The organism is Helicobacter pylori (assembly GCF_009689985.1).
Classification (GTDB): domain Bacteria; phylum Campylobacterota; class Campylobacteria; order Campylobacterales; family Helicobacteraceae; genus Helicobacter; species Helicobacter pylori_CG.
Genome location: NZ_QBAW01000001.1, coordinates 159,225 through 178,203 on the forward strand (window position 1 = coordinate 159,225; position 18,979 = coordinate 178,203).

The following is an 18,979-nucleotide window of genomic DNA, read 5'->3' on the forward strand; positions in this document are numbered from 1 at the left end:
TGGCTTATAAAGGGTTGGTGAGCAAGTATTTCAAAAGGGTTTGGCGCACTATTTCAAGGGTTGGGTATTTTGAAGAAAGAGCGTTAAAATGGGTGGTGTTGATTAAAAAAGGTTTAGGAGCGTTTAAAAAAAGGCGGTGTTGCTCGTTTTTATTCAACTTGTCAAATTTCGTAAAAAGAGAAAGGTAGGCTTGATCGGGCCTTAGAAGGGCTTGAATATTTTCTTTAGCGTTTTTGTCAATTTCTAAATCCAAATGGCGTGCGTCTATCAAATGGATAAAAAGTTTGATAGAAACTCTAACGCTCAACAATTCCCATAAAAACCCCTCCCATTCTTTTTTCAAGCTTCTAGAAACTTTAGCGTAGCCAAACCCGGGCAAATCAATCACATTAAAGGTTGTTATTAAAGCGTTTTCTTTATCTTCCCAAGTGGTGGAAAAAAAATTCGCTAAGCGGGTTTTTCCCGGCGTTGCTGAGCTTTTGGCGAGATTTTTCCCCAATAAGGTATTAATAAAGGTGCTTTTGCCTACATTGCTGCGCCCTAAAATGACCATCTCAGAAGTCAGGCTTGCGGGGCATTGAAAAAGTTGGCTTGAAGAAGTGAGAAAATGAGCGTCTTTAATGGCGATCATGGTTTTTCCTTAGCGCCTTTCTTCTTCAATTTAGCCTTACGATTTTCTTCACTAATATCTTCCATATCAAACACAAACTTAGCGGGCCGTTTCGCGCTCCCCAACACATCAGCATAACCCTTAGTTTTGTTTAAAATGATTTCATCACCGGTGATGACATTGGATTTCCCCACTTCTCTAACCACCGCATTTTGCAACAATTTGTATTCCCCATTCAGCGCGTTATAAATGAGCTTGTCAGCGCTCCCGCTGATTTCACGATTATCCTCTGTAAAGATGTTAAAATGCGTGTTCCCTGTGGCTTCATAGCGCTCTGGCTTTCGTTTATCGTTTAAAAACACGCTCACCTTATCCGCAAACAACCGGTCTTTACCTTTTTTGATCTGCACATTGCCTTGAATAACGGCGGTTTTTGTTTTGTCATTCGCTACAAATTTGTTGCCAGTAATTTCTAAAAGTTCTCTTTCTTTTTTCAAACCTTTATTATCTGTTTTTTGAGCGCTCATCACGCTTAAAATACCAAAACAACACACAAGAACACACCACCAACGCATTAAAACCCTCCTTTAAAAGTGGGGAATTTTTTCTTTTCTTTTTGGCTTTGTTTGATCTCATCTAAAAATAAATTAGCTTGAATGCTTTGAGCTTCAATAATGGCTAAAGCATGCGAATAAGAAATGTCAAGCCCTTCAACCTTGCTATCCTTTGAAGTGAGAATGAAACGGCCCTTGCCTTTAAAATTTTGCTCTTTATGGTTGTAAATCCCTGTTTCACTCCAAAAACTAGAATCATCGCTTCTTTTATAGGTAACCCCATTAGGGAAGAAATACAAATCCTGCTGCCGTTTGGCTTTAGGGGATTCAACGCTTTCAATGGTGTCTTCATCATAGCGCTTGATTTTGGAATCAAAAAAGATCTCATGATCATCATATTGCAAAGCTTTTTTGCCTTCTATAGACAGATCAAGGATTTTATCGTTGATTTGGAACGCTTTAAAATTTTCTAATTCAATTTTAGGGATATCTTCTTTAGAGACCACGCTAGTGGGTTGGGAACGCAAAAAGAAAAAAACTAACCCTATCATGATGAAAGACAAAACCACAAAAAAGTTTAAAACGCTATTAGAGGTAAAGCTTGAGCACTTCATCTTGCAAGCCTTCTAATGTTAAAAGATAATCAATCGCTTCCCTAACAGCCCCCTTGCCCCCTGAATTTTGCAACACTTTATAGGCCTTGCTTTTAAGCAAGGGGTGCGCATCAAAAGGAGCGAAACTCAAAGTGCATGCTTTAAACATGCCCAAATCGTTATAATCATCGCCTACGCATGCGATTTCTTGTGCACTTAATTGCAAGTCTTTTTTGAGCCGCTCCACAACCACGCCTTTATTTTCAACGCCCATAAAAACAAACTGAACGCCCAAACTCTCCATGCGTTTTTTGACCATTATTGAAGTTCTTCCTGTAATGATAGCGATTTTTTTGCCCAATTTTTGCCATAGCGTCATGCCAAGCCCGTCTTTGACATTAAAAGCCTTGATCTCGTGAAAATTTTCATCAAAATACAACGATCCGTCTGTGAGCGTGCCATCCACATCTAAAAGCAATAACTTAATCATTCTCTGGTTAAAACCGCATTCTGGTTATATTTTTTCATAAAATCCCTAGCCTCTTCTTCGCTTTGAAACCCTTGAACTAAAACTTTATACAAATCGTCTTTAAAAGCGACCTTAACGCTGTAATTTGGATTCTCCGCTTGCAATTTATCCGCTAAAGTTTGGGCGCCTATTTGGTTTCTAAAAGCCCCCATTTGCAAAGAAAATTTCCCTCCGCTCACGCTTTTTTCGCTCTCGCCGACTTTAAATTCCTTGTGCAAGATCTTTGAAGAGTTAGCGTTAAAGGATTGTTCGTATTGCTTGGAGATAACCCCACCAAAACCCAAAACAATAAGACGCACGCTGGCTGTGCCTTTTTTAACCATGTCAATATCTCTAGCGGCCGCATTAGATAAATCAATGATGCGATCGCTCACAAAAGGCCCTCTATCGTTGATGCGCACAATGGTGCTTAAATTGTTTTCAACATTGATGACTTTCACCACGGTGTTCATGGGTAAAGTCTTGTGCGCGGCGGTGTGGGCATACATGTTATAAATTTCCCCATTACTGGTTTTTTTGGCATGGAAATTGGGGCCATACCAGCTCGCAATGCCATCAAATTTTTCGCCTAAATCCACTTTAGTGGGGTAATACCACTTGTTCCCCACTTGATAAGGGCGCATGGTGGCTCTTTGGATCGCGCTAGAATCGCGCATGCCGTTATCTAGGGGTTGTTTTGTATTGCTATCTTGCGAATCGGAGTGGTGTTTGAAATGGCGTTCAAAAAAATTGCGCTTATAGGTGGCTTTTTTGGTTGTCGGATCATAGTCTTTAGCGTTTTCATAAGCGCGCAAGCTTTCATGCTTATAAGACAAATTCTTTATTCCCTCTTTTTTAACCGCACAAGCGCTAATCAAAAAAATAACGCCTAAAAAACAAACTTTTTTTAACGCCAAACCCATTAAAACTCCCTTGTAGCGAGTAATTTTTTATTAGTAGGGATGATTAAGCGTTGGTGGATAAAGATATTAGAATCTTTGAGGTTATTGGCTAATTGGATACTGGAAATACTGACTTGATAGCGTTTAGCGATAGAAGATAAGGTTTCTTTAGGCAAGACCACATGGGTGATGAAAGGGCTTTTAGGACTGGCTTGAATGTTTTTATTTTGTTTGAGTTGGCGTTGTTTGAAAAGGGCGAGTTTTTCATAAGGGATATAAATGGTGTAGGTTGGGTCTTTAGAGGGCAGAATGTTATAGCGGAATTGGTGGTTGTAGGATTTTAAGGTCTCTAAACTCAAGTTTAAATTTTTGGCCACTTGGATTAAAGAAGTGTGCCTTTTAAACGGGATGCCCACCAAACTCACCCTCGCCCCACGATTGAGCAGATATTCTTTATCTTTGAGGTTGTCTAGGCTGTTGAATTTCAACGCCAGGCTTAGAATGGAGCGGATATACTCTCGTGTCTCTTTAGGGAGGTATTTCTTATCTTCATCCAACAAAATCTTAATGTCTGAAGTGCCGGCGGCTTTAATAGCGTTTTGAACCTTGCGTAAGCCGTAATTATACGCCATAGCGACCAAATACCACTCCCCGGTTTGCTTGTAGAGCCGTTTCAAATAAGTGATCGCTGCTTGAGTGCTTTTAATGGGATCTCTTCTTTCATCAATGTAATGATTGACCTTAAGCCCTAATTCTTTAGCCGTGCTTGGCATGAACTGCCAAATCCCTACCGCTTTTTTCCTACTATAAGCCCTTGATGAAAATTTAGACTCTGCCATGGCTAAAAACAAAAATTCTTGCGGCACGCTCGCTTCTATGAGCATGTTTTTAATGATAGGGATGAACTGGTAATTCACATCAAATCTTTTGACTAACTTTTTCCATTCTTCTTCTTTATTCATTTTTTTTAAAGCGTTTGGCATTTGGGATAAAAAGCTCGCATTAACCCCAAAGGCCTCTAGCGCTTTGGTGTCAATATTAGATTCAAAAGCCATTTTCGCATGACCTAAAGAAGCCAACAAAAGCCAATGGGTAACAAAAAAAACCAACCATTTTTGACTAAAACACTTCATTCTTTTTGACATCACATCCTAATAACTACAGCTATCCAGCTTTTAAAATAGCCTTGATTATAACTAAACTTGAATAACGCTTTCTAACACAGCCTTATTTTTAGGGGAAACTAAAGAGCGTTTGGGCGTTATGCGTACTTAAAGAAGCGAGCTCTTCAGTCTCTATGTTGATGATTTCGGCAATTTTTTGAGCGATTAAAGGGATATAAGTAGGGCTATTCCTAGTGCCTCTAAAAGGGTGTGGGGTCAAATAAGGCGAATCCGTTTCTAAAAGAAGCCTGTTTTTAGGGATTTTAGGGAGGATCTCTACCAGTCTTTTAGCGTTTTTAAAAGTGCTAACCCCCCCTATCCCATAATAAAAACGATCGCTCAGCTCCAAAAGCATGCTATCAGCGTTAAAGCAATGCAACACCCCAAAAGCTTCAGGATAGCTTTTTAAAAGATTCAAACTATCAAAACTCGCCTCTCTAATATGAATAATCAAGGGCTTGTTGTGTTGGATAGAGAACTCAATCTGTTTTTTAAAAATTTCTTTTTGCTTGCTTTTATAATTTTCTCTTTCATTCAATTCAGGCAAGCGGTAGTAATCCAGCCCGCATTCGCCTATTGCCACGCATTTTTGATGACTGACAAACTTTTCAAACAGGCTTTCATCAAAGCTCTCCACATCATAAGGGTGAGCGCCTATGGCAAAAAACACGCCTTCAAATTTTTCGCTAATTGCTACCGCTCTATTCAAATCTTTCATGTCTGCGCCCGGAATCACGCATTGGGTAACGCCTTTTTCTAGGCTTTCTTTTAACACTTCTTCTAAATCGCTTTCATAATCCTTGTGATCCAAATGGCAATGCGTATCGATAAACATGCTTCTATCCTGTGGTTTTATTTAATATGTTACAATACTTGAGCATTCTAACATAAGGAAAATAATCATTAACTATGTTCAGCGGTCTAATCCATCAAATAGCTAAAGTGAAAAGTTTTAAAAACAATATTTTAAGCATAGAGAGCGATCTCAATCCCAAGCTTGGCGACAGCGTTGCAATTAATGGGGCGTGTTTGACCGCCATAGAAAGTTCAAAAACGCATTTTAGCGTGGAATTGAGCCAAAAAACCCAAAACAGCGTAGCGTTAGAAAATTACAAGGATTTAGTCCATATTGAGCCAGCCTTAAAAGCCGATGCGAGTTTAGACGGGCATTTTGTGCAAGGGCATATTGACGCTATCGGGGTGATTGAAAAAATCATTCAGCATTCTAATCAAGTGGATTTTTTCATCAGCGCTTCTAAAGAAACGCTTTTATTGTGCGTTGAGCAAGGCTCTATCGCCATTGATGGGGTGAGTTTGACTTTAAGCAAGGTAGAAGAAAAAGGGTTTTGGCTAACGATTATTCCTTACACTTTAGAAAACACCCTTTTTAAGACTTATAAACTCAAACGGCGCGTGAATATTGAAACGGACATGTTAGTCCGCAGCGTTGCGTCTATTTTGAAAAAAACAAAAGGGTTTGAAAAAAATTTCTCTTGGAATGAGGCTGATGCCTTGACTTTAGGGTATTAGATGAATAAAACCATAAAAGCCGCCGCTCTAGCCTATAACATGGGGCAAGATCATGCCCCAAAAGTGATCGCAAGCGGTGTGGGTGAAGTGGCTAAAAGGATCATTCAAAAAGCTAAAGAATACGATATAGCGCTCTTTTCTAACCCCATGCTGGTGGATTCGCTTTTAAAAGTGGAATTAGATTGCGCGATACCTGAAGAATTGTATGAAAGCGTGGTGCAAGTGTTTTTATGGCTCAATAGCGTAGAAAATAACGCGCAAATGTCCAAGTGATCGGGATGTAAAGTTAAAACGATGGTAGTGGAATTAAAAAACATTGAAAAGATTTATGAAAACGGGTTTCATGCTTTAAAAGGCGTGAATTTGGAATTGAAAAAAGGCGATATTTTAGGCGTGATAGGCTATTCAGGGGCGGGGAAATCCACGCTCATTCGCTTGATCAATTGTTTGGAACGCCCCAGTTCTGGCGAAGTTTTAGTCAATGGGGTCAATCTGTTGGGGTTAAAGCCTAAAGAATTGCAAAAAGCGCGCCAAAAAATAGGCATGATTTTCCAGCATTTCAATTTATTGAGCGCTAAAAATGTGTTTGAAAATGTCGCTTTCGCTCTAGAAATCGCCCGATGGGAAAAAAATAAGATCCAATCCAGGGTGCATGAATTGTTGGAATTAGTGGGGCTAGAAGATAAAATGCATTTTTATCCTAAACAGCTAAGCGGTGGGCAAAAACAACGAGTGGCGATCGCTAGGAGTTTAGCGAATTGCCCTAATTTGTTGCTTTGCGATGAAGCCACATCTGCTTTGGATTCTAAAACCACGCATTCTATTTTAACGCTTTTAAGTGGCATTCAAAAAAAGTTTGATTTGAGCATCGTTTTCATCACGCATGAAATTGAAGTGGTTAAAGAATTGTGCAATCAAATGTGTGTGATCAGCAGTGGCGAAATCGTGGAAAGAGGCTCAGTGGAAGAAATTTTTGCTAACCCTAAACATGCCGTTACTAAAGAATTGCTTGGCATCAAAAACGAGCATGCGGATCAAAAATCGCAAGACGTTTATCGCATCGTGTTTTTAGGGGAGCATTTAGACGAGCCGATCATTTCTAATTTGATCAGGCGTTTTAAAATAGACGTGAGCATCATTTCAGGCAATATTGAAGAGCTTACGACTAAAGATATAGGGTATTTAGTGGTGCGGTTTTTAGGCAGTGTTGCAGAGATTCAAAGGGCTTTAGAGTATTTAAACGCTTTAGGCTTACAAGTGGAAAAATTAAAGGATTAAAATGATTTCTCAAATGCTCATTCAAGCCACGCTAGAAACGCTTTATATGGTGTTTGTGGCGAGCTTTTTGGCGGTTGTTTTTGGCTTGCCTTTGGGGGTTTTATTGTTAGTGAGTAAAAAAGGGCATTTGTTAAACAAACCCTTTTTGCATAAAATTTTAGACACTTCTATCAACATGACTCGCTCTTTCCCTTTTATCATTCTCATTATTTTGCTCTTGCCTTTATCGCGCTTTTTGATTGGCACAAGCATTGGCTCTAGCGCGAGCATTATCCCATTAGCCATTTCAGCCATTCCTTTTGTCGCAAAGCTTTTTGAAAATTCTTTAATGGAAGTAGAGCATGGCAAGATTGAAACCACTTTAAGCTTAGGAGCGTCTCATTTGGAAGTCATTAAAATGATGCTTTTAGAGAGCCTGCCCTCTTTAGTGAATAATATCACCATCACCTTAATTTCTTTAATAGGCTATTCGGCTATGGCGGGAGCGTTAGGGGCCGGGGGCTTGGGGGATTTAGCCATTAGGATTGGCTATCAAAGTTATAGGGGCGATGTGCTTTTTTATGCGGTGGTTGTGATTATTGTTTTAGTGCAAATCATTCAAAGCATGGGGGATTATGTGGTGAAACGCCTAAGAAAGCATAAGTATTAGGATTTGGTTCTCATCAAATACGAATAAAAGCCAACTTTAATACGCTTTTTAAAGGGGATTTTTACGCTTTGTTTATGGTAAAACCCCACTTTCTAAAGAACGCTTTAAAAAGGTTATCATTCAAACTGAATTAGAGCTTTTTACAATCAATATTCAATTAAGTCATCATGCCAAAATGGGCTTTATTTTGCGCCATTGATAAATCTATCCATCTGTTTTTCTAAGTCTATGATTTGCGTTATCGCTCCTTCTAAAATTTCAAAATTTTTAGCGTTTTTTGGGGTAACGCATGCAAGCTTGTTGGAAGTTTTTTCTAACGATTGGATGTCTTTAAGCAAGGTTTTTAAAACTTCTACGCTTTTAAAATCCTTCTCAAAATAATCATCAAATTGCTGTTCTGTTTGAGATAAGTTCTCTAAAAAAGCGCTTTGAAGGCGCATTTGGGTGCGATCATGCCCGGTTTCAACACAGGTTTTATAGGTTTTATCAATCATAATAAAAGCGTCTTTGGCTTTCAAAAAAGCCTTTGAAAGCTCAACGATGATTTCATAATGTTCGCCTTGCACTCTTAAAAACCCTAAAAAAAGCAAAATGAGTAATAACTTTTTTAGCACTTTATCCCTTTACCATTGATAAGAAAAGCTCACCCCATAGCGGCTACTGCCCTTAAAATCGCTAGAGATTTCAGGATAGAGCATCCATTGCTTGGGTTTGTAGCGTGAAGTGAATAAATAAGCAAACCCCCATGCGATAAGGCTGCCGATCGTAACTTGCAAGATCGTGTGTTGTCCTGCCACCACTCTGCTAGCGTCAGTGAGGATTGCAAGAGCGATCACAGGAAGAGCCGGCTTCCACCCATAGCGGTAATACACAAACCCAGCCGCGCTAAACGCCCCCCCAGCATGCCCGCTTGGCATGCCTCTCCAAGAATTACAGCACGGGCGTTTGGCAAATTCCACTCTAGCCCCATCTTTATGGGCGTTGCTAAAAGCTCCTTTAAGGCCATAAATCACTCCTTGAGTGACTAATGTGCCGACCGCTAATTCCCCTAAACCTCTATAATCGCGCATCGCCAAACTGACCGTGCCGACAAAAATAGGCAAAAACCTGAGCACATCGCCAATCTCTTCTAAAATGTATGCCCCCTCATTGATCGGCTCACTCCTTAAAGGATATACCCATAAGAGCAGGATCAAAAAAAGACCTTTGAGCTTTTTCATTGAAACGCTCGCTTTTCTAAGGCGCAAACTTGCCTATTCAAATAAGCATAGCCTATTAAATAGCATGCGATAAAGACCAGACTAATGACAATGAGCGCGTAAGAATTTAAGCGGAATAAGACGCTGATTAAAATAAAAGGCAAGTTGCATAGAATAAGGATAAACGCGCATAAAGGGTTAGGGTAATTGAAAGAGCGTTGTTGCAAGAATTTAAATAAAAGGGTGTGCAAATGCAAGTTGTCTGGCATGGTAGCTTTCTGGCGTTTTATTTTGCGCCTTAGGATACTAAAAAGCACTTCTATGACCGGATAAAGCATTAAATTGAGCCCAAAAAACACGCTGATTTTTTGCTCTAAACTCAAATGTAAAAGGGAGATCCCGCACACCAAGCCCAAAAAATACGCCCCTCCATCGCCTAAAAAAATCTTTCCTAAAGGGAAATTTAACACCATAAACCCAAGCACCATGTAAGCGAGCAAACAAGACAAACTGCCAGGATCTATATAATGGATGACTAAAAGAGTAATCGCGCAAATCCCTGATGCAAGCCCGTTAAACCCATCAATAATATTAATAGCGTTACTGATACCCACCAGCATAAAGATAGCGAATAAAAAAGCGATAAAATAAGGCAAGCTAAAAAGGGGCGAAAAATCGCTCACCACTAAAGGCGTTGATGAGATGATGCAAACGACCCCTACGGCTTGCAAAATAAGGCGTATTTTGGGGCTTAATGAAAGGTTAATGTCTTCTAAAAAACCGCTTAAAAACACCAATAACAAACCCAAAAAAACAAAAAACCCCTTAAAAGGCATCTCAAAAGGTTCAAAATAACAAGCCAACGCAAAAGAAAGAAAGATCCCAAGCCCCCCGGCTCGTGGGGTTCTTGTATGATGAAAGCCTTGTATTTTATTAGCGTTATCCACAAAAAGCATGGATTTTTTAGACCACAAAATAATCAACGAGCAAATAAATAAACTGGTTAAAAAATATAGCACCCACAACACTTTTTATTGGATTTAATTGGCATTTTGTTTTGGGTATTATAGCAAAAGATAGCTTGATGATAAAATCTTATAGGCGTAAGAGGTGGGTTTTATGTTACAATTTCAAAAATCATTATTATAAAATAAAGGACAACCATGCGTTTTGGATTGAACATTGATCACATTGTTACTTTAAGAGAGATAAGAAAAACTTATGAGCCTGAGATTTTAGAAGCCCTATTCATCGCTAAAAACACCCACAAAGTGGATTTAATCACCATTCATTTGAGAGAAGACAAACGGCACATTCAAAATGAAGATGTTTTGAGATTGCTTGAAATAAGCCCTTTGCCTATCAATATTGAATGCTCTATCAATGCAGCCATCACTGATTTTTTATGCTCTTTGAAAAATAAGCCGAGTAAGGTTACAATCGTGCCTGAAAACAGAAATGAGGTTACGACAGAGGGGGGGTTGGATTGCTCATTAAAGGGGTTAGGAGAGGTGATTAGAGCGTATCACAATAAAGGCGTTGAAGTGTCTTTGTTTGTTGATCCTTTAAAAGACGCCCTGCATTTTGCAAAGGAGCATCAAGTCAAGCAAGTGGAGTTCCACACTGGGGTGTATGCGAATTTGCACAACGCTCTATATTCTAACGCTAACAATCAAATCCATGCCATTAGCGCACTCAAAGACAAAAGCCCTAAAGAATTGAAAGAAGAATTGCACAACGCCTTTTTGCAATTAAGAAAAATGAGTAAAGAAGCGTTTTTTATGGGTATCACGGCGTGTGCGGGGCATGGGTTGAATTATTCTAATGTGAAAGAATTGTTAAAAATCCCCTCTTTAAGAGAGCTTAATATCGGTCATAGCGTGATTTCAAAAGCGGTTTTAGTGGGTTTAGAAAAAGCGATTTTAGAAATGGCACAACTCATCAAGCGATAAAATGGCTAAAAAGAAAATTGCGATCAGTTGCGGGGATATTCAAGGCGTAGGCTTAGAATTGATTCTAAAAAGCCATAAGGAAGTGAGCGCGTTTTGTGAGCCGTTGTATCTTGTTGATGGCGAACTTTTAGAGCGGGCCAATCAATTGCTTCATAACGCTTATGAAGCTAAAACGCTTAACACGCTCGCTATCCATTCCCCCTTACCCTTATTAAACTCTAGCACGATAGGCAAAGTCAGCGCTCAAAGCGGGGCGTATAGTTTTGAGAGTTTTAAAAAGGCTTGTGAGTTAGCAGATAGTAAAGAAGTGGATGGCATTTGCACTTTGCCTATCAACAAACTCGCATGGCAACAAGCTCAAATCCCTTTTGTGGGGCATACCGATTTTTTAAAACAACGCTATAAAGATCATCAAATTATTATGATGCTTGGGTGTTCAAAACTCTTTGTGGGGCTATTTAGCGACCATGTGCCTTTAGGGGCGGTTTCTCAACTCATTCAAGTTAAAGCGTTAGTTAAGTTTTTATTAGCGTTTCAAAAAAGCACTCAAGCTCAAATCGTTCAAGTGTGTGGTTTTAACCCCCATGCGGGCGAAGAGGGCTTGTTTGGGGAAGAAGATGAAAAGATTTTAAAAGCCATTCAAAAGAGCAACCAAACGCTGGGCTTTGAATGCTTTTTGGGGCCACTGCCCGCTGATAGCGCTTTTGCCCCTAATAAACGAAAGATAACCCCCTTTTATGTGAGCATGAGTCATGATGTGGGGCTAGCCCCTTTAAAAGCTCTCTATTTTGATGAAAGCATTAATGTGAGTTTGAACGCCCCCATTTTACGCACCTCCACTGACCACGGCACAGCGTTTGACATTGCTTATCAAAACAAAGCGAGCAACAAAAGCTATTTGAATGCAATTAAATATTTGGCTTAAAGATTTTAAAATACAAGCCAACAAAGTATAATTCAGGCAAAAACACCACCCAAAGATAAAGACATGATTTTAAGCATTGAAAGTTCTTGCGATGACAGCTCTTTAGCCCTTACAAGAATAGAGGACGCTAAACTTATCGCTCATTTTAAAATCTCTCAAGAAAAGCACCACAGCTCTTATGGAGGCGTTGTGCCTGAGCTTGCATCGCGTTTGCATGCTGAGAATTTACCGCTTTTATTAGAACGCATTAAAATAAGCTTGAATAAGGATTTTTCCAAAATTAAAGCCATCGCTATCACTAATCAGCCAGGTTTGAGCGTTACTTTAATAGAAGGTTTGATGATGGCAAAAGCCTTGAGCTTGTCTTTGAATTTACCCCTGATTTTAGAAGATCATTTGAGAGGGCATGTGTATTCGCTCTTTATCAATGAAAAACAAGCCTGCATGCCTTTAAGCGTGCTGCTAGTCTCTGGGGGGCATTCTTTAATTTTAGAGGCTAGAGATTATGAGAATATTAAAATCGTTGCCACGAGTTTAGACGATAGCTTTGGGGAGAGTTTTGATAAGGTTTCAAAAATGCTTGATTTAGGCTATCCAGGAGGCCCCATAGTGGAAAAATTAGCCCTTGATTATGCGCATCCAAACGAGCCTTTAATGTTCCCTGTCCCTTTAAAAAACAGCCCGAATCTGGCTTTTAGTTTCTCAGGTTTAAAAAATGCGGTGCGTTTGGAGGTTGAAAAAAACGCCCCTAACTTGAATGAAGCGATCAAGCAAAAGATTGGCTATCATTTTCAAAGCACGGCTATTGAGCATTTAATCCAGCAAACTAAACGCTATTTTAAAATCAAACACCCTAAAATTTTTGGCATTGTGGGGGGAGCGAGCCAAAATTTGGCGTTAAGAAAGGCGTTTGAAAATTTGTGCGCTGAGTTTGATTGCAAGCTTGTTTTAGCCCCTTTAGAATTTTGCAGCGACAATGCCGCCATGATAGGGCGATCAAGCCTAGAGGCTTATCAAAAAAAGCGCTTTGTCCCTTTAGAAAACGCCAACATTTCGCCAAGAACGCTGTTAAAAAGTTTTGAGTGAATGGATACAAAAAGAAAGCGCATGATAAAACGCCCTAAAATTTATCAATCTTTTATCTGTATTTGAGAGATTAAATTTGAATAAAAGCGCATTAAAACTGAATTAACGAGTAAGCAAAAAGCCTTGAAATGCTTGACGAGAATTGTTTTATTATGGGCAGATTATTAGATTAAATACGGATCAAATCTACAATTTTATACAAAACCGCTATCATTTAAGTTAAATTAAGGATTATTGCATTATAGTTCCATCACAAAAAGAGTTTAAAAAATCCTTAAAGAGTTGGTAACTCTTAAGGATCTGTATTTAGTGTAGTGGTGTTACGAGCACCATTAACCTGTCATGATTATGATCAGCTTCATGCTTACTCCTTTCTTGTTTAGATTTTAGTGTGTTTCTTGGCATGCATTATTCTTCAAACCATTAGGTTGGTAGCTAATGGTTTCAAATGGCATGCAAAAACACTGCCACATGTTTTATTATGCCATAAAATAGCCTTATTTAGTCTAAATCCCATTAAATAAGATAAGCGTAAAATGGAATTTCTATAACTACTGATCTCAAGCTGGATTTTGGCGTATTTATTCATGAAAAGCGTGTTGTTGTAAAAACGCTTATAAAATCAAAATAATGCCACTGACAAGGTTTTTATAATGCTTAAAAGTGCTAACGCATTCATCTCAAACGCTAAAGGCGTTTATAAGATTTCTGCATGAGACTAGGTTTAAATCTTTTTTAAACCTTTTTATTAAAAAAGCGTTTCAAGTTTAGTCAAATTTAATATTATTTTTGTTAGAATTTTGGGTGATTAAGTTTCAGTTTAAAGGGAAAAAATGCTCCGCTCTCTCTATAGTGCCACTTCAGGGATGCTCGCCCAACAAACGCATATTGACACTACTTCAAACAATATCGCCAATGTCAATACCACCGGGTTTAAAAAATCTCGTGCGGATTTTAACGACTTGTTTTACCAAGCGATGCAATACGCCGGCACCAACACAAGCAACACGACTTTATCGCCAGATGGCATGGAAGTAGGCTTAGGCGTGCGCCCTAGCGCGATTACCAAAATGTTTTCGCAAGGCAGCCCTAAAGAAACGGAAAACAATTTAGATGTCGCCATTACAGGTAAAGGCTTTTTTCAAGTCCAACTGCCTGATGGCACCACCGCTTATACAAGAAGCGGGAATTTCAAGCTAGACGAGCAGGGCAATCTTGTAACAAGCGAGGGCTATCTTCTCATCCCTCAAATCACTTTACCTGAAGACACCACGCAAGTAAACATCGGTGTGGATGGCACGGTGAGCGTGACTCAAGGCTTGCAAACGACTTCTAATGTGATCGGGCAAATCACTTTGGCTAATTTTGTCAACCCAGCGGGGCTTCATTCTATGGGGGATAATTTATTTTCCATCACCAACGCTAGCGGGGATGCGATTGTGGGCAATCCGGATTCTCAAGGCTTAGGCAAGTTAAGGCAAGGCTTTTTGGAGCTTAGCAATGTGAGATTGGTAGAAGAAATGACGGATCTCATCACCGCTCAAAGGGCTTATGAAGCCAATTCTAAAAGCATTCAAACCGCTGATGCCATGCTCCAAACCGTCAATTCTCTCAAACGCTAAAAGGGGATTTTACTCTCCTTGACGCTCTTTAATCTCTGCTCCCTTGTTGTTTTTGTGCTTGGGGTGGTTTTGTGTTTTGGAGCGGTTGCTGCCATTCTTTAATCCTTGTGGCTAGGGTTTTTAAGTTTTTCAACACCGTTTTTTGGGTTATTGCTTGGGTCATTGCTTGAATGGTGTTTTCCTTTGATGAAAAAAAACAGCTAAAAACAGCCAGACCAATGAGAATGCAAAAAACAATAACCAGATACCACATTTTCTTTTCATCCGCTTCTCGTTCTGCTTTCAGTCTTGCTTGTTTTGCTTCTTGTTATGCTTTCAATTTTTTGCGTAAGGTGGCAACCAAAACGCATGCCGGTATGGTTACCCTATAGGCCGGCCCTGCAATACCAATCACTGTCCATACACCTGTAATGATCCAGCCAACAGGGCCTGTTAAAATGCTTAGCCCTCTTGTAAGAGCGGCATTTGCCCCTAGAGACAACCCTCTTTGAAAAATCGCCTTTATCACGGCGTTTGCAACAATTAAAGCTAATTGATAGGATTTGAAACCCCCCCCCCATTCTAAACAGCGTTAAAGCAGATGCGATTAGGACTTGTTTGTTCTCACCAATCACTTTATCAATATTTGTCATGCCCAATTCATCGCAGAGTTCTTTAATCTCTTTCCCACTCATTTTTTCTAAACTACCTTTCAAAAGTTTAGAAAGCATGTTTTGCTCAATCAAAGAGGTTGGAGATTCTTCATGGTAATTAACCTTTAAATGATCGCACGCATCGCACAAAATCTCTTTGTATAAGACCCCCTTCATCTCTAAAAAAATTCGCAAAACTATTGCCCCCGTAACACTGCAATTCTTCAGCGATTCTTCTGGGGTATTTGGCGTAATCATGACCATACCTTTTATATTCTGTTGAATTTGTCAATTCTTCATTCACTCTTAGTGTGCCATCTTCATCATAAACAAGCACATCAAACAAATCTTTCAAATCATTAGAGCTTAATTGCTTTAAAAATTCCAAGTCGCTATCACATCTGCATGCCATGCAATCCCTTTAATTTTACTTCTACCGCTCGCTCAAATCCCACCAACCCCCTTTTTTAGTGATTAGTGATTATAGCATCATTTTTTAAAATCATGTTTAACGCCCTAAAAGGTTTAAGCACACCCGCTAACTGCGCATGAATATTGCGTTACAAATGCTAATGGGTTTTATTGATTTTACAACCAAAGAATGATGATAATAATTAAAATGTTTTGATACGCTTATCATTTTAAATAAGATAAATCTGATTTGAAAGCAAAAACCTATTGATTTTTTTAGGTGGGGCTAATTTAATGAAACGCTATTTTGATTTTTGGCACAAGAAACCCCCTCCTTTAACCCTCTAACCCTTATTTTTTGTCGTTTTTATGTTCGTGGTTAGCGTTGCATTGATTAGCTTGGTTTTGGCTATTTTTTTGACAACTTTCGTTGTTTTGATTTTTAGCATCACCTTTTTGATTGTGGTTTTGATTACTGCAACTGTTACTCATTTTGTCTCCCTTAAATTAAAATAAAAACTAGATGCATTTTCGCATCTAGGTTTCCATTTTATACCTCTTTCTCTAAAAAAAAGCTTAAATGGATTCTATTTGCAACGACTTCTTATCTTCATTGGCTTGCTGTGTTTTTAGGCGTAAAGTGGCAACCACAATGCATGCTGGTATGGTTACCCTATAAGCCGGCCCTGCAATATCAATCGCTGTCCATACGCCTGTAATGATCCAGCCAACAGGGCCTGTTAAAAAGCTCAGAGTTCTTGTAAGCACTTGATTGCCCGCAAGCGATAAACCACGCCCTAGAATGGTTTTTGCGACCGCATTCGCAACAATGACAGCCAATTGATAAGATTTAAAGCCCCCCATTTTAAACAGCGTTAAAGTCGCCGCACTTAAGGCTTGTCTGTTTAAATTGTCCGTGTTTTTTATGGACAATTCATCGCACATTTCTTTCACTTCTTCATCGTCCATTTCTTCTAAACTTCTTTCTAAGATTTTAGAAAGCATGTTTTGTTCAATTAAAGTCGTTTCGGTTTTCTTGTTGTAATTGACCTTTAATTTATCGCACACATCGCATAAGATCTCTTTGTATAAGACTCCTTCGCCTTTAATGAAGCTTGCAAAACTATTGCTCCCATAGTATTGCAACTCTTCAGCGATTCTTTCTGCGTATTTAGCGTAATCATCGCCATGCCTTTTGTATTCTATTGAGCTTGTCAGTTTTTCATTGTGCCTTTTTTCGCCGTCTTTACCAAAAACAAGCACCTCAAACAAATCCAATAAATCACTAGATTCCAATTGCTTTAAAAATTCCAAATCTCTATCATATTTGTATGCCATATTATTCCTTTATATTGTTTTATCACTTATTAAAAACAAACGACTTTTCACGCTCCATCGCTGTTTTTCTAAAGTGATTACTGATTTTAATATCATTTGTCTAAAACTACACTTAATATTCTAAAAAGGCTTAAGCTCAAAAGCCCAACGCTCTTAAGATTGCTTTAAAGCATCAATTTTCTCAAACGCTAAAAATAAAACCCAGACATTTTATAGAATCTGGGTTTATATTGTATTTTTAAGAAAGGTTTAATAAGAGTTAAAGAAGATTTTTAATTTCGTTTGCTTGCGCTTTTAGGCGTAAAGTGGTAACCAAAATGCATGCCGGTATGGTTACCCTATAGGCCGGCCCTGCAATATCAATCACTGTCCATACACCTGTAATGATCCAGCCAACAGGGCCTGTTAAAATGCTTAGCCCTCTTGTAAGAGCGGCATTTGCCCCTAGAGACAACCCTCTTTGAAAAATCGCCTTTATCACGGCGTTTGCAACAATTAAAGCTAATTGATAGGATTTGAAGCCCCCCATTCTAAACAGCGTTAAAGCAGCTGTGCTTAGGGCTTGCTTGCCTAATTTATTGGTGTTTTTCACTCCTAATTCATCGCAAAGCTCTCTAATCTCCTCATCGCTCATTTTTTCCAAACTTTTTTGTAAAATGCTAGAGAGCATGTTTTCTTCAATCAAAGTTGTGTCAGACTTTTTGTTGTAATTGACTTTTAATTTATTGCACACTTCACACAAAATCTCTCTGTATAAAACCCCTGTACCTCTCAACGCGCTCGCAAAACTATTAGCCCCATAATGCTGTAACTCTTCAGCGATCCTTTCTGCATATTTAGCGTAATCATTGCCATGTTTTTTGTATTCTTCTGAAAGCGTTAATCCTTCAGTAAATCTTTTTTCGCCATCTTTGTCATAAACAAGCACATCAAACAAATCTTTCAAATCATTAGAGCTTAATTGCTTTAAAAATTCCAAATCTCTATCATATTTGTATGCCATATTATTCCTTTATTTTTATTTCTACCACTCGCTCAAATCCCACCAACCCCCTTTTTTAGTGATCAGTGATTAGTGATTAGTGATTAGTGATTACGGCATCATTTTTTAAATTTAGGCATAAAACGCCCTTAATTCAAGGGTTTTTGAGCGAGCTTTTTGCTCAAAGAATCCAAGATAGCGTTTAAAAATTTAGGGGTGTTAGGCTCAGCGTAGAGTTTGCCAAGCTCTATGCATTCATTGATGATGATAGGGTTTTGTGTGGGCGTGAAGCCAATTTCATACGCTCCTAAGCGTAAAATCGCCTTTTCCATGCTCCCTAATCGCTTGAAATCCCAGTCTTTCAAATGCGGTTCAATGAGAGCGTCAATTTCACTGATTTTTTCTAACACGCCATTAAAAAGGCTTAAGGCAAAAGCCAACTGGTTGTTTTTAATCTTTTTTTCTTCTAACATGCTGGAAGCGATTTTTTTAATTTCTTCATTACCGCTTTCAAACGCATACAACAATTCAACCACAGCCCCCCTGGCTTGAGTTCGTGTCGCCATTTTAACCCTTGAGAGTTTGGCACAAGCTCAACAATTCAATGAGGGTGCTCATCGCTTCAAAGCCCTTATTGCCGGCTTTACTGCCCGCTCTTTCAATCGCTTGTTCAATATTGTCTGTGGTAAGCACGCCAAAGCTTACCGGCATGCTGTATTTTAGCATCGCGCTAGCAATGCCCTTAGTCGCTTCCGCGCTCACGTAGTCAAAATGCGGAGTCCCCCCTCTAATAATGGCTCCTAAAACGCACACGCCATCGTATTTTTCACTCTCTAACAATTTGTCTAAAATCAAAGGCAATTCATAAGCCCCAGGCACTAGCACGAGATCTAAAAGCTCCTCATTGCCCCCATGCCTTTTAAAGCAATCCATCGCCCCTTCTTTTAATCTGTCTGTGATGATATGATTGAAGCGCGAGGTTAAAATAGCGATTTTTTCATTCCCTTGTAATTGCAATTTCCCTTCTATGATTTGCATGAAATTC

General features: G+C 39.1%; 24 protein-coding genes and 1 pseudogene. 8 read left to right on the forward strand and 17 right to left on the reverse strand.

The features are described 5' to 3' along the window. Positions 1 to 4: 4 nt before the first annotated feature. The 7 genes from yihA to DBU79_RS00770 form a co-directional block, all read right to left on the reverse strand. On the reverse strand, positions 5 to 631 hold the full coding sequence (gene yihA / locus DBU79_RS00740) for a ribosome biogenesis GTP-binding protein YihA/YsxC (RefSeq protein WP_154411238.1): 627 nt from the start codon (positions 629 to 631) through the stop codon (positions 5 to 7). After that, on the reverse strand, positions 628 to 1,185 hold the full coding sequence (gene lptA, locus DBU79_RS00745) for a lipopolysaccharide transport periplasmic protein LptA (protein ID WP_154411239.1): 558 nt from the start codon (positions 1,183 to 1,185) through the stop codon (positions 628 to 630). Before lptA ends, yihA begins: the two co-directional genes overlap by 4 nt. Beyond that, the gene (locus tag DBU79_RS00750; RefSeq protein ID WP_154411240.1) at positions 1,185 to 1,778 is read right to left on the reverse strand and encodes a hypothetical protein; all 594 of its coding nucleotides are present in this window, start codon (positions 1,776 to 1,778) and stop codon (positions 1,185 to 1,187) included. Before DBU79_RS00750 ends, lptA begins: the two co-directional genes overlap by 1 nt. After that, positions 1,753 to 2,247: a KdsC family phosphatase gene (locus tag DBU79_RS00755; protein ID WP_154411241.1), complete on the reverse strand. Its 495-nt coding sequence runs from the start codon at positions 2,245 to 2,247 to the stop codon at positions 1,753 to 1,755. Before DBU79_RS00755 ends, DBU79_RS00750 begins: the two co-directional genes overlap by 26 nt. Then, complete coding sequence (locus tag DBU79_RS00760) at positions 2,244 to 3,188, reverse strand: septal ring lytic transglycosylase RlpA family protein (RefSeq protein WP_154411242.1); 945 nt, start codon at positions 3,186 to 3,188, stop codon at positions 2,244 to 2,246. The genes DBU79_RS00755 and DBU79_RS00760 overlap by 4 nt, the downstream gene beginning before the upstream one ends. Continuing rightward, the gene (locus DBU79_RS00765; RefSeq protein WP_154411243.1) at positions 3,188 to 4,312 is read right to left on the reverse strand and encodes a lytic transglycosylase domain-containing protein; all 1,125 of its coding nucleotides are present in this window, start codon (positions 4,310 to 4,312) and stop codon (positions 3,188 to 3,190) included. The genes DBU79_RS00760 and DBU79_RS00765 overlap by 1 nt, the downstream gene beginning before the upstream one ends. Before the next feature lie 88 nt (positions 4,313 to 4,400). After that, complete coding sequence (locus DBU79_RS00770; RefSeq protein ID WP_134889829.1) at positions 4,401 to 5,165, reverse strand: TatD family hydrolase; 765 nt, start codon at positions 5,163 to 5,165, stop codon at positions 4,401 to 4,403. Between the two features lie 74 nt (positions 5,166 to 5,239). On the opposite strand from DBU79_RS00770, the gene ribE reads away from it, so the two are divergent. From ribE to metI, 4 genes are read left to right on the forward strand one after another with little or no spacing between them, the layout of a single operon-like run. Then, on the forward strand, positions 5,240 to 5,860 hold the full coding sequence (gene ribE / locus DBU79_RS00775; RefSeq protein ID WP_134889830.1) for a riboflavin synthase: 621 nt from the start codon (positions 5,240 to 5,242) through the stop codon (positions 5,858 to 5,860). Then, positions 5,861 to 6,133, forward strand: a complete 273-nt coding sequence (locus DBU79_RS00780; RefSeq protein ID WP_001044047.1) for a FlhB-like flagellar biosynthesis protein — start codon at positions 5,861 to 5,863, stop codon at positions 6,131 to 6,133. It abuts the gene before it with no gap. Positions 6,134 to 6,154: 21 nt separating this feature from the next. Next, positions 6,155 to 7,138: a methionine ABC transporter ATP-binding protein gene (locus DBU79_RS00785; RefSeq protein ID WP_134889831.1), complete on the forward strand. Its 984-nt coding sequence runs from the start codon at positions 6,155 to 6,157 to the stop codon at positions 7,136 to 7,138. Position 7,139: 1 nt separating this feature from the next. After that, complete coding sequence (gene metI, locus DBU79_RS00790) at positions 7,140 to 7,787, forward strand: methionine ABC transporter permease (protein ID WP_134889832.1); 648 nt, start codon at positions 7,140 to 7,142, stop codon at positions 7,785 to 7,787. Positions 7,788 to 7,969: 182 nt separating this feature from the next. Here metI and DBU79_RS00795 read toward each other — a convergent pair whose 3' ends face one another. Genes DBU79_RS00795 through wecA form a run of 3 tightly spaced genes read right to left on the reverse strand, consistent with a single transcriptional unit; the run spans position 7,970 to position 10,014 of the window. Next, positions 7,970 to 8,401, reverse strand: coding sequence for a hypothetical protein (locus DBU79_RS00795; RefSeq protein WP_154411244.1), 432 nt, complete (start codon positions 8,399 to 8,401; stop codon positions 7,970 to 7,972). A gap of 9 nt (positions 8,402 to 8,410) precedes the next feature. Then, the gene (gene lpxF, locus DBU79_RS00800; RefSeq protein ID WP_000734118.1) at positions 8,411 to 9,007 is read right to left on the reverse strand and encodes a lipid A 4'-phosphatase; all 597 of its coding nucleotides are present in this window, start codon (positions 9,005 to 9,007) and stop codon (positions 8,411 to 8,413) included. Then, entirely contained in the window at positions 9,004 to 10,014 is a 1,011-nt protein-coding gene (gene wecA, locus DBU79_RS00805) for an undecaprenylphosphate N-acetylglucosaminyl transferase WecA (RefSeq protein ID WP_134889834.1), read from the reverse strand. The genes lpxF and wecA overlap by 4 nt, the downstream gene beginning before the upstream one ends. Positions 10,015 to 10,149: 135 nt before the next feature. On the opposite strand from wecA, the gene pdxJ reads away from it, so the two are divergent. The 4 genes from pdxJ to flgG all read left to right on the forward strand — a co-directional run bounded on the left by pdxJ (position 10,150) and on the right by flgG (position 14,571). Beyond that, entirely contained in the window at positions 10,150 to 10,938 is a 789-nt protein-coding gene (gene pdxJ / locus DBU79_RS00810; RefSeq protein WP_154411245.1) for a pyridoxine 5'-phosphate synthase, read from the forward strand. Position 10,939: 1 nt separating this feature from the next. After that, on the forward strand, positions 10,940 to 11,863 hold the full coding sequence (gene pdxA, locus DBU79_RS00815; RefSeq protein WP_154411246.1) for a 4-hydroxythreonine-4-phosphate dehydrogenase: 924 nt from the start codon (positions 10,940 to 10,942) through the stop codon (positions 11,861 to 11,863). Positions 11,864 to 11,926: 63 nt separating this feature from the next. Further along, positions 11,927 to 12,949, forward strand: a complete 1,023-nt coding sequence (gene tsaD / locus DBU79_RS00820; RefSeq protein ID WP_154411247.1) for a tRNA (adenosine(37)-N6)-threonylcarbamoyltransferase complex transferase subunit TsaD — start codon at positions 11,927 to 11,929, stop codon at positions 12,947 to 12,949. Between the two features lie 833 nt (positions 12,950 to 13,782). Continuing rightward, a complete protein-coding gene (gene flgG, locus DBU79_RS00825) occupies positions 13,783 to 14,571 on the forward strand; it encodes a flagellar basal-body rod protein FlgG (RefSeq protein ID WP_000946437.1) in 789 nt (262 codons plus the stop codon). A 28-nt stretch (positions 14,572 to 14,599) separates the two neighbouring features. On the opposite strand, the gene DBU79_RS07750 is transcribed toward flgG, so the two are convergent. The 7 genes and pseudogenes from DBU79_RS07750 to ribH all read right to left on the reverse strand — a co-directional run bounded on the left by DBU79_RS07750 (position 14,600) and on the right by ribH (position 18,972). Next, positions 14,600 to 14,824: a hypothetical protein gene (locus DBU79_RS07750; RefSeq protein ID WP_167599562.1), complete on the reverse strand. Its 225-nt coding sequence runs from the start codon at positions 14,822 to 14,824 to the stop codon at positions 14,600 to 14,602. A 54-nt stretch (positions 14,825 to 14,878) separates the two neighbouring features. Further along, a pseudogene (locus DBU79_RS07755) lies at positions 14,879 to 15,615 on the reverse strand (YaaW family protein). 350 nt (positions 15,616 to 15,965) lie between these two features. Next, a complete protein-coding gene (locus DBU79_RS07760) occupies positions 15,966 to 16,106 on the reverse strand; it encodes a hypothetical protein (RefSeq protein WP_000071328.1) in 141 nt (46 codons plus the stop codon). 84 nt (positions 16,107 to 16,190) lie between these two features. Continuing rightward, positions 16,191 to 16,952 (reverse strand): YaaW family protein, encoded by a 762-nt coding sequence (locus tag DBU79_RS00845; RefSeq protein WP_000323693.1) that lies wholly within the window; start codon positions 16,950 to 16,952, stop codon positions 16,191 to 16,193. 259 nt (positions 16,953 to 17,211) lie between these two features. Beyond that, on the reverse strand, positions 17,212 to 17,955 hold the full coding sequence (locus DBU79_RS00850; RefSeq protein WP_154411250.1) for a YaaW family protein: 744 nt from the start codon (positions 17,953 to 17,955) through the stop codon (positions 17,212 to 17,214). A 128-nt stretch (positions 17,956 to 18,083) separates the two neighbouring features. After that, the gene (gene nusB / locus DBU79_RS00855; RefSeq protein ID WP_000235743.1) at positions 18,084 to 18,500 is read right to left on the reverse strand and encodes a transcription antitermination factor NusB; all 417 of its coding nucleotides are present in this window, start codon (positions 18,498 to 18,500) and stop codon (positions 18,084 to 18,086) included. 1 nt (position 18,501) lies between these two features. After that, positions 18,502 to 18,972, reverse strand: coding sequence for a 6,7-dimethyl-8-ribityllumazine synthase (gene ribH / locus DBU79_RS00860; RefSeq protein ID WP_154411251.1), 471 nt, complete (start codon positions 18,970 to 18,972; stop codon positions 18,502 to 18,504). Between the last annotated feature and the right edge of the window lie 7 nt (positions 18,973 to 18,979).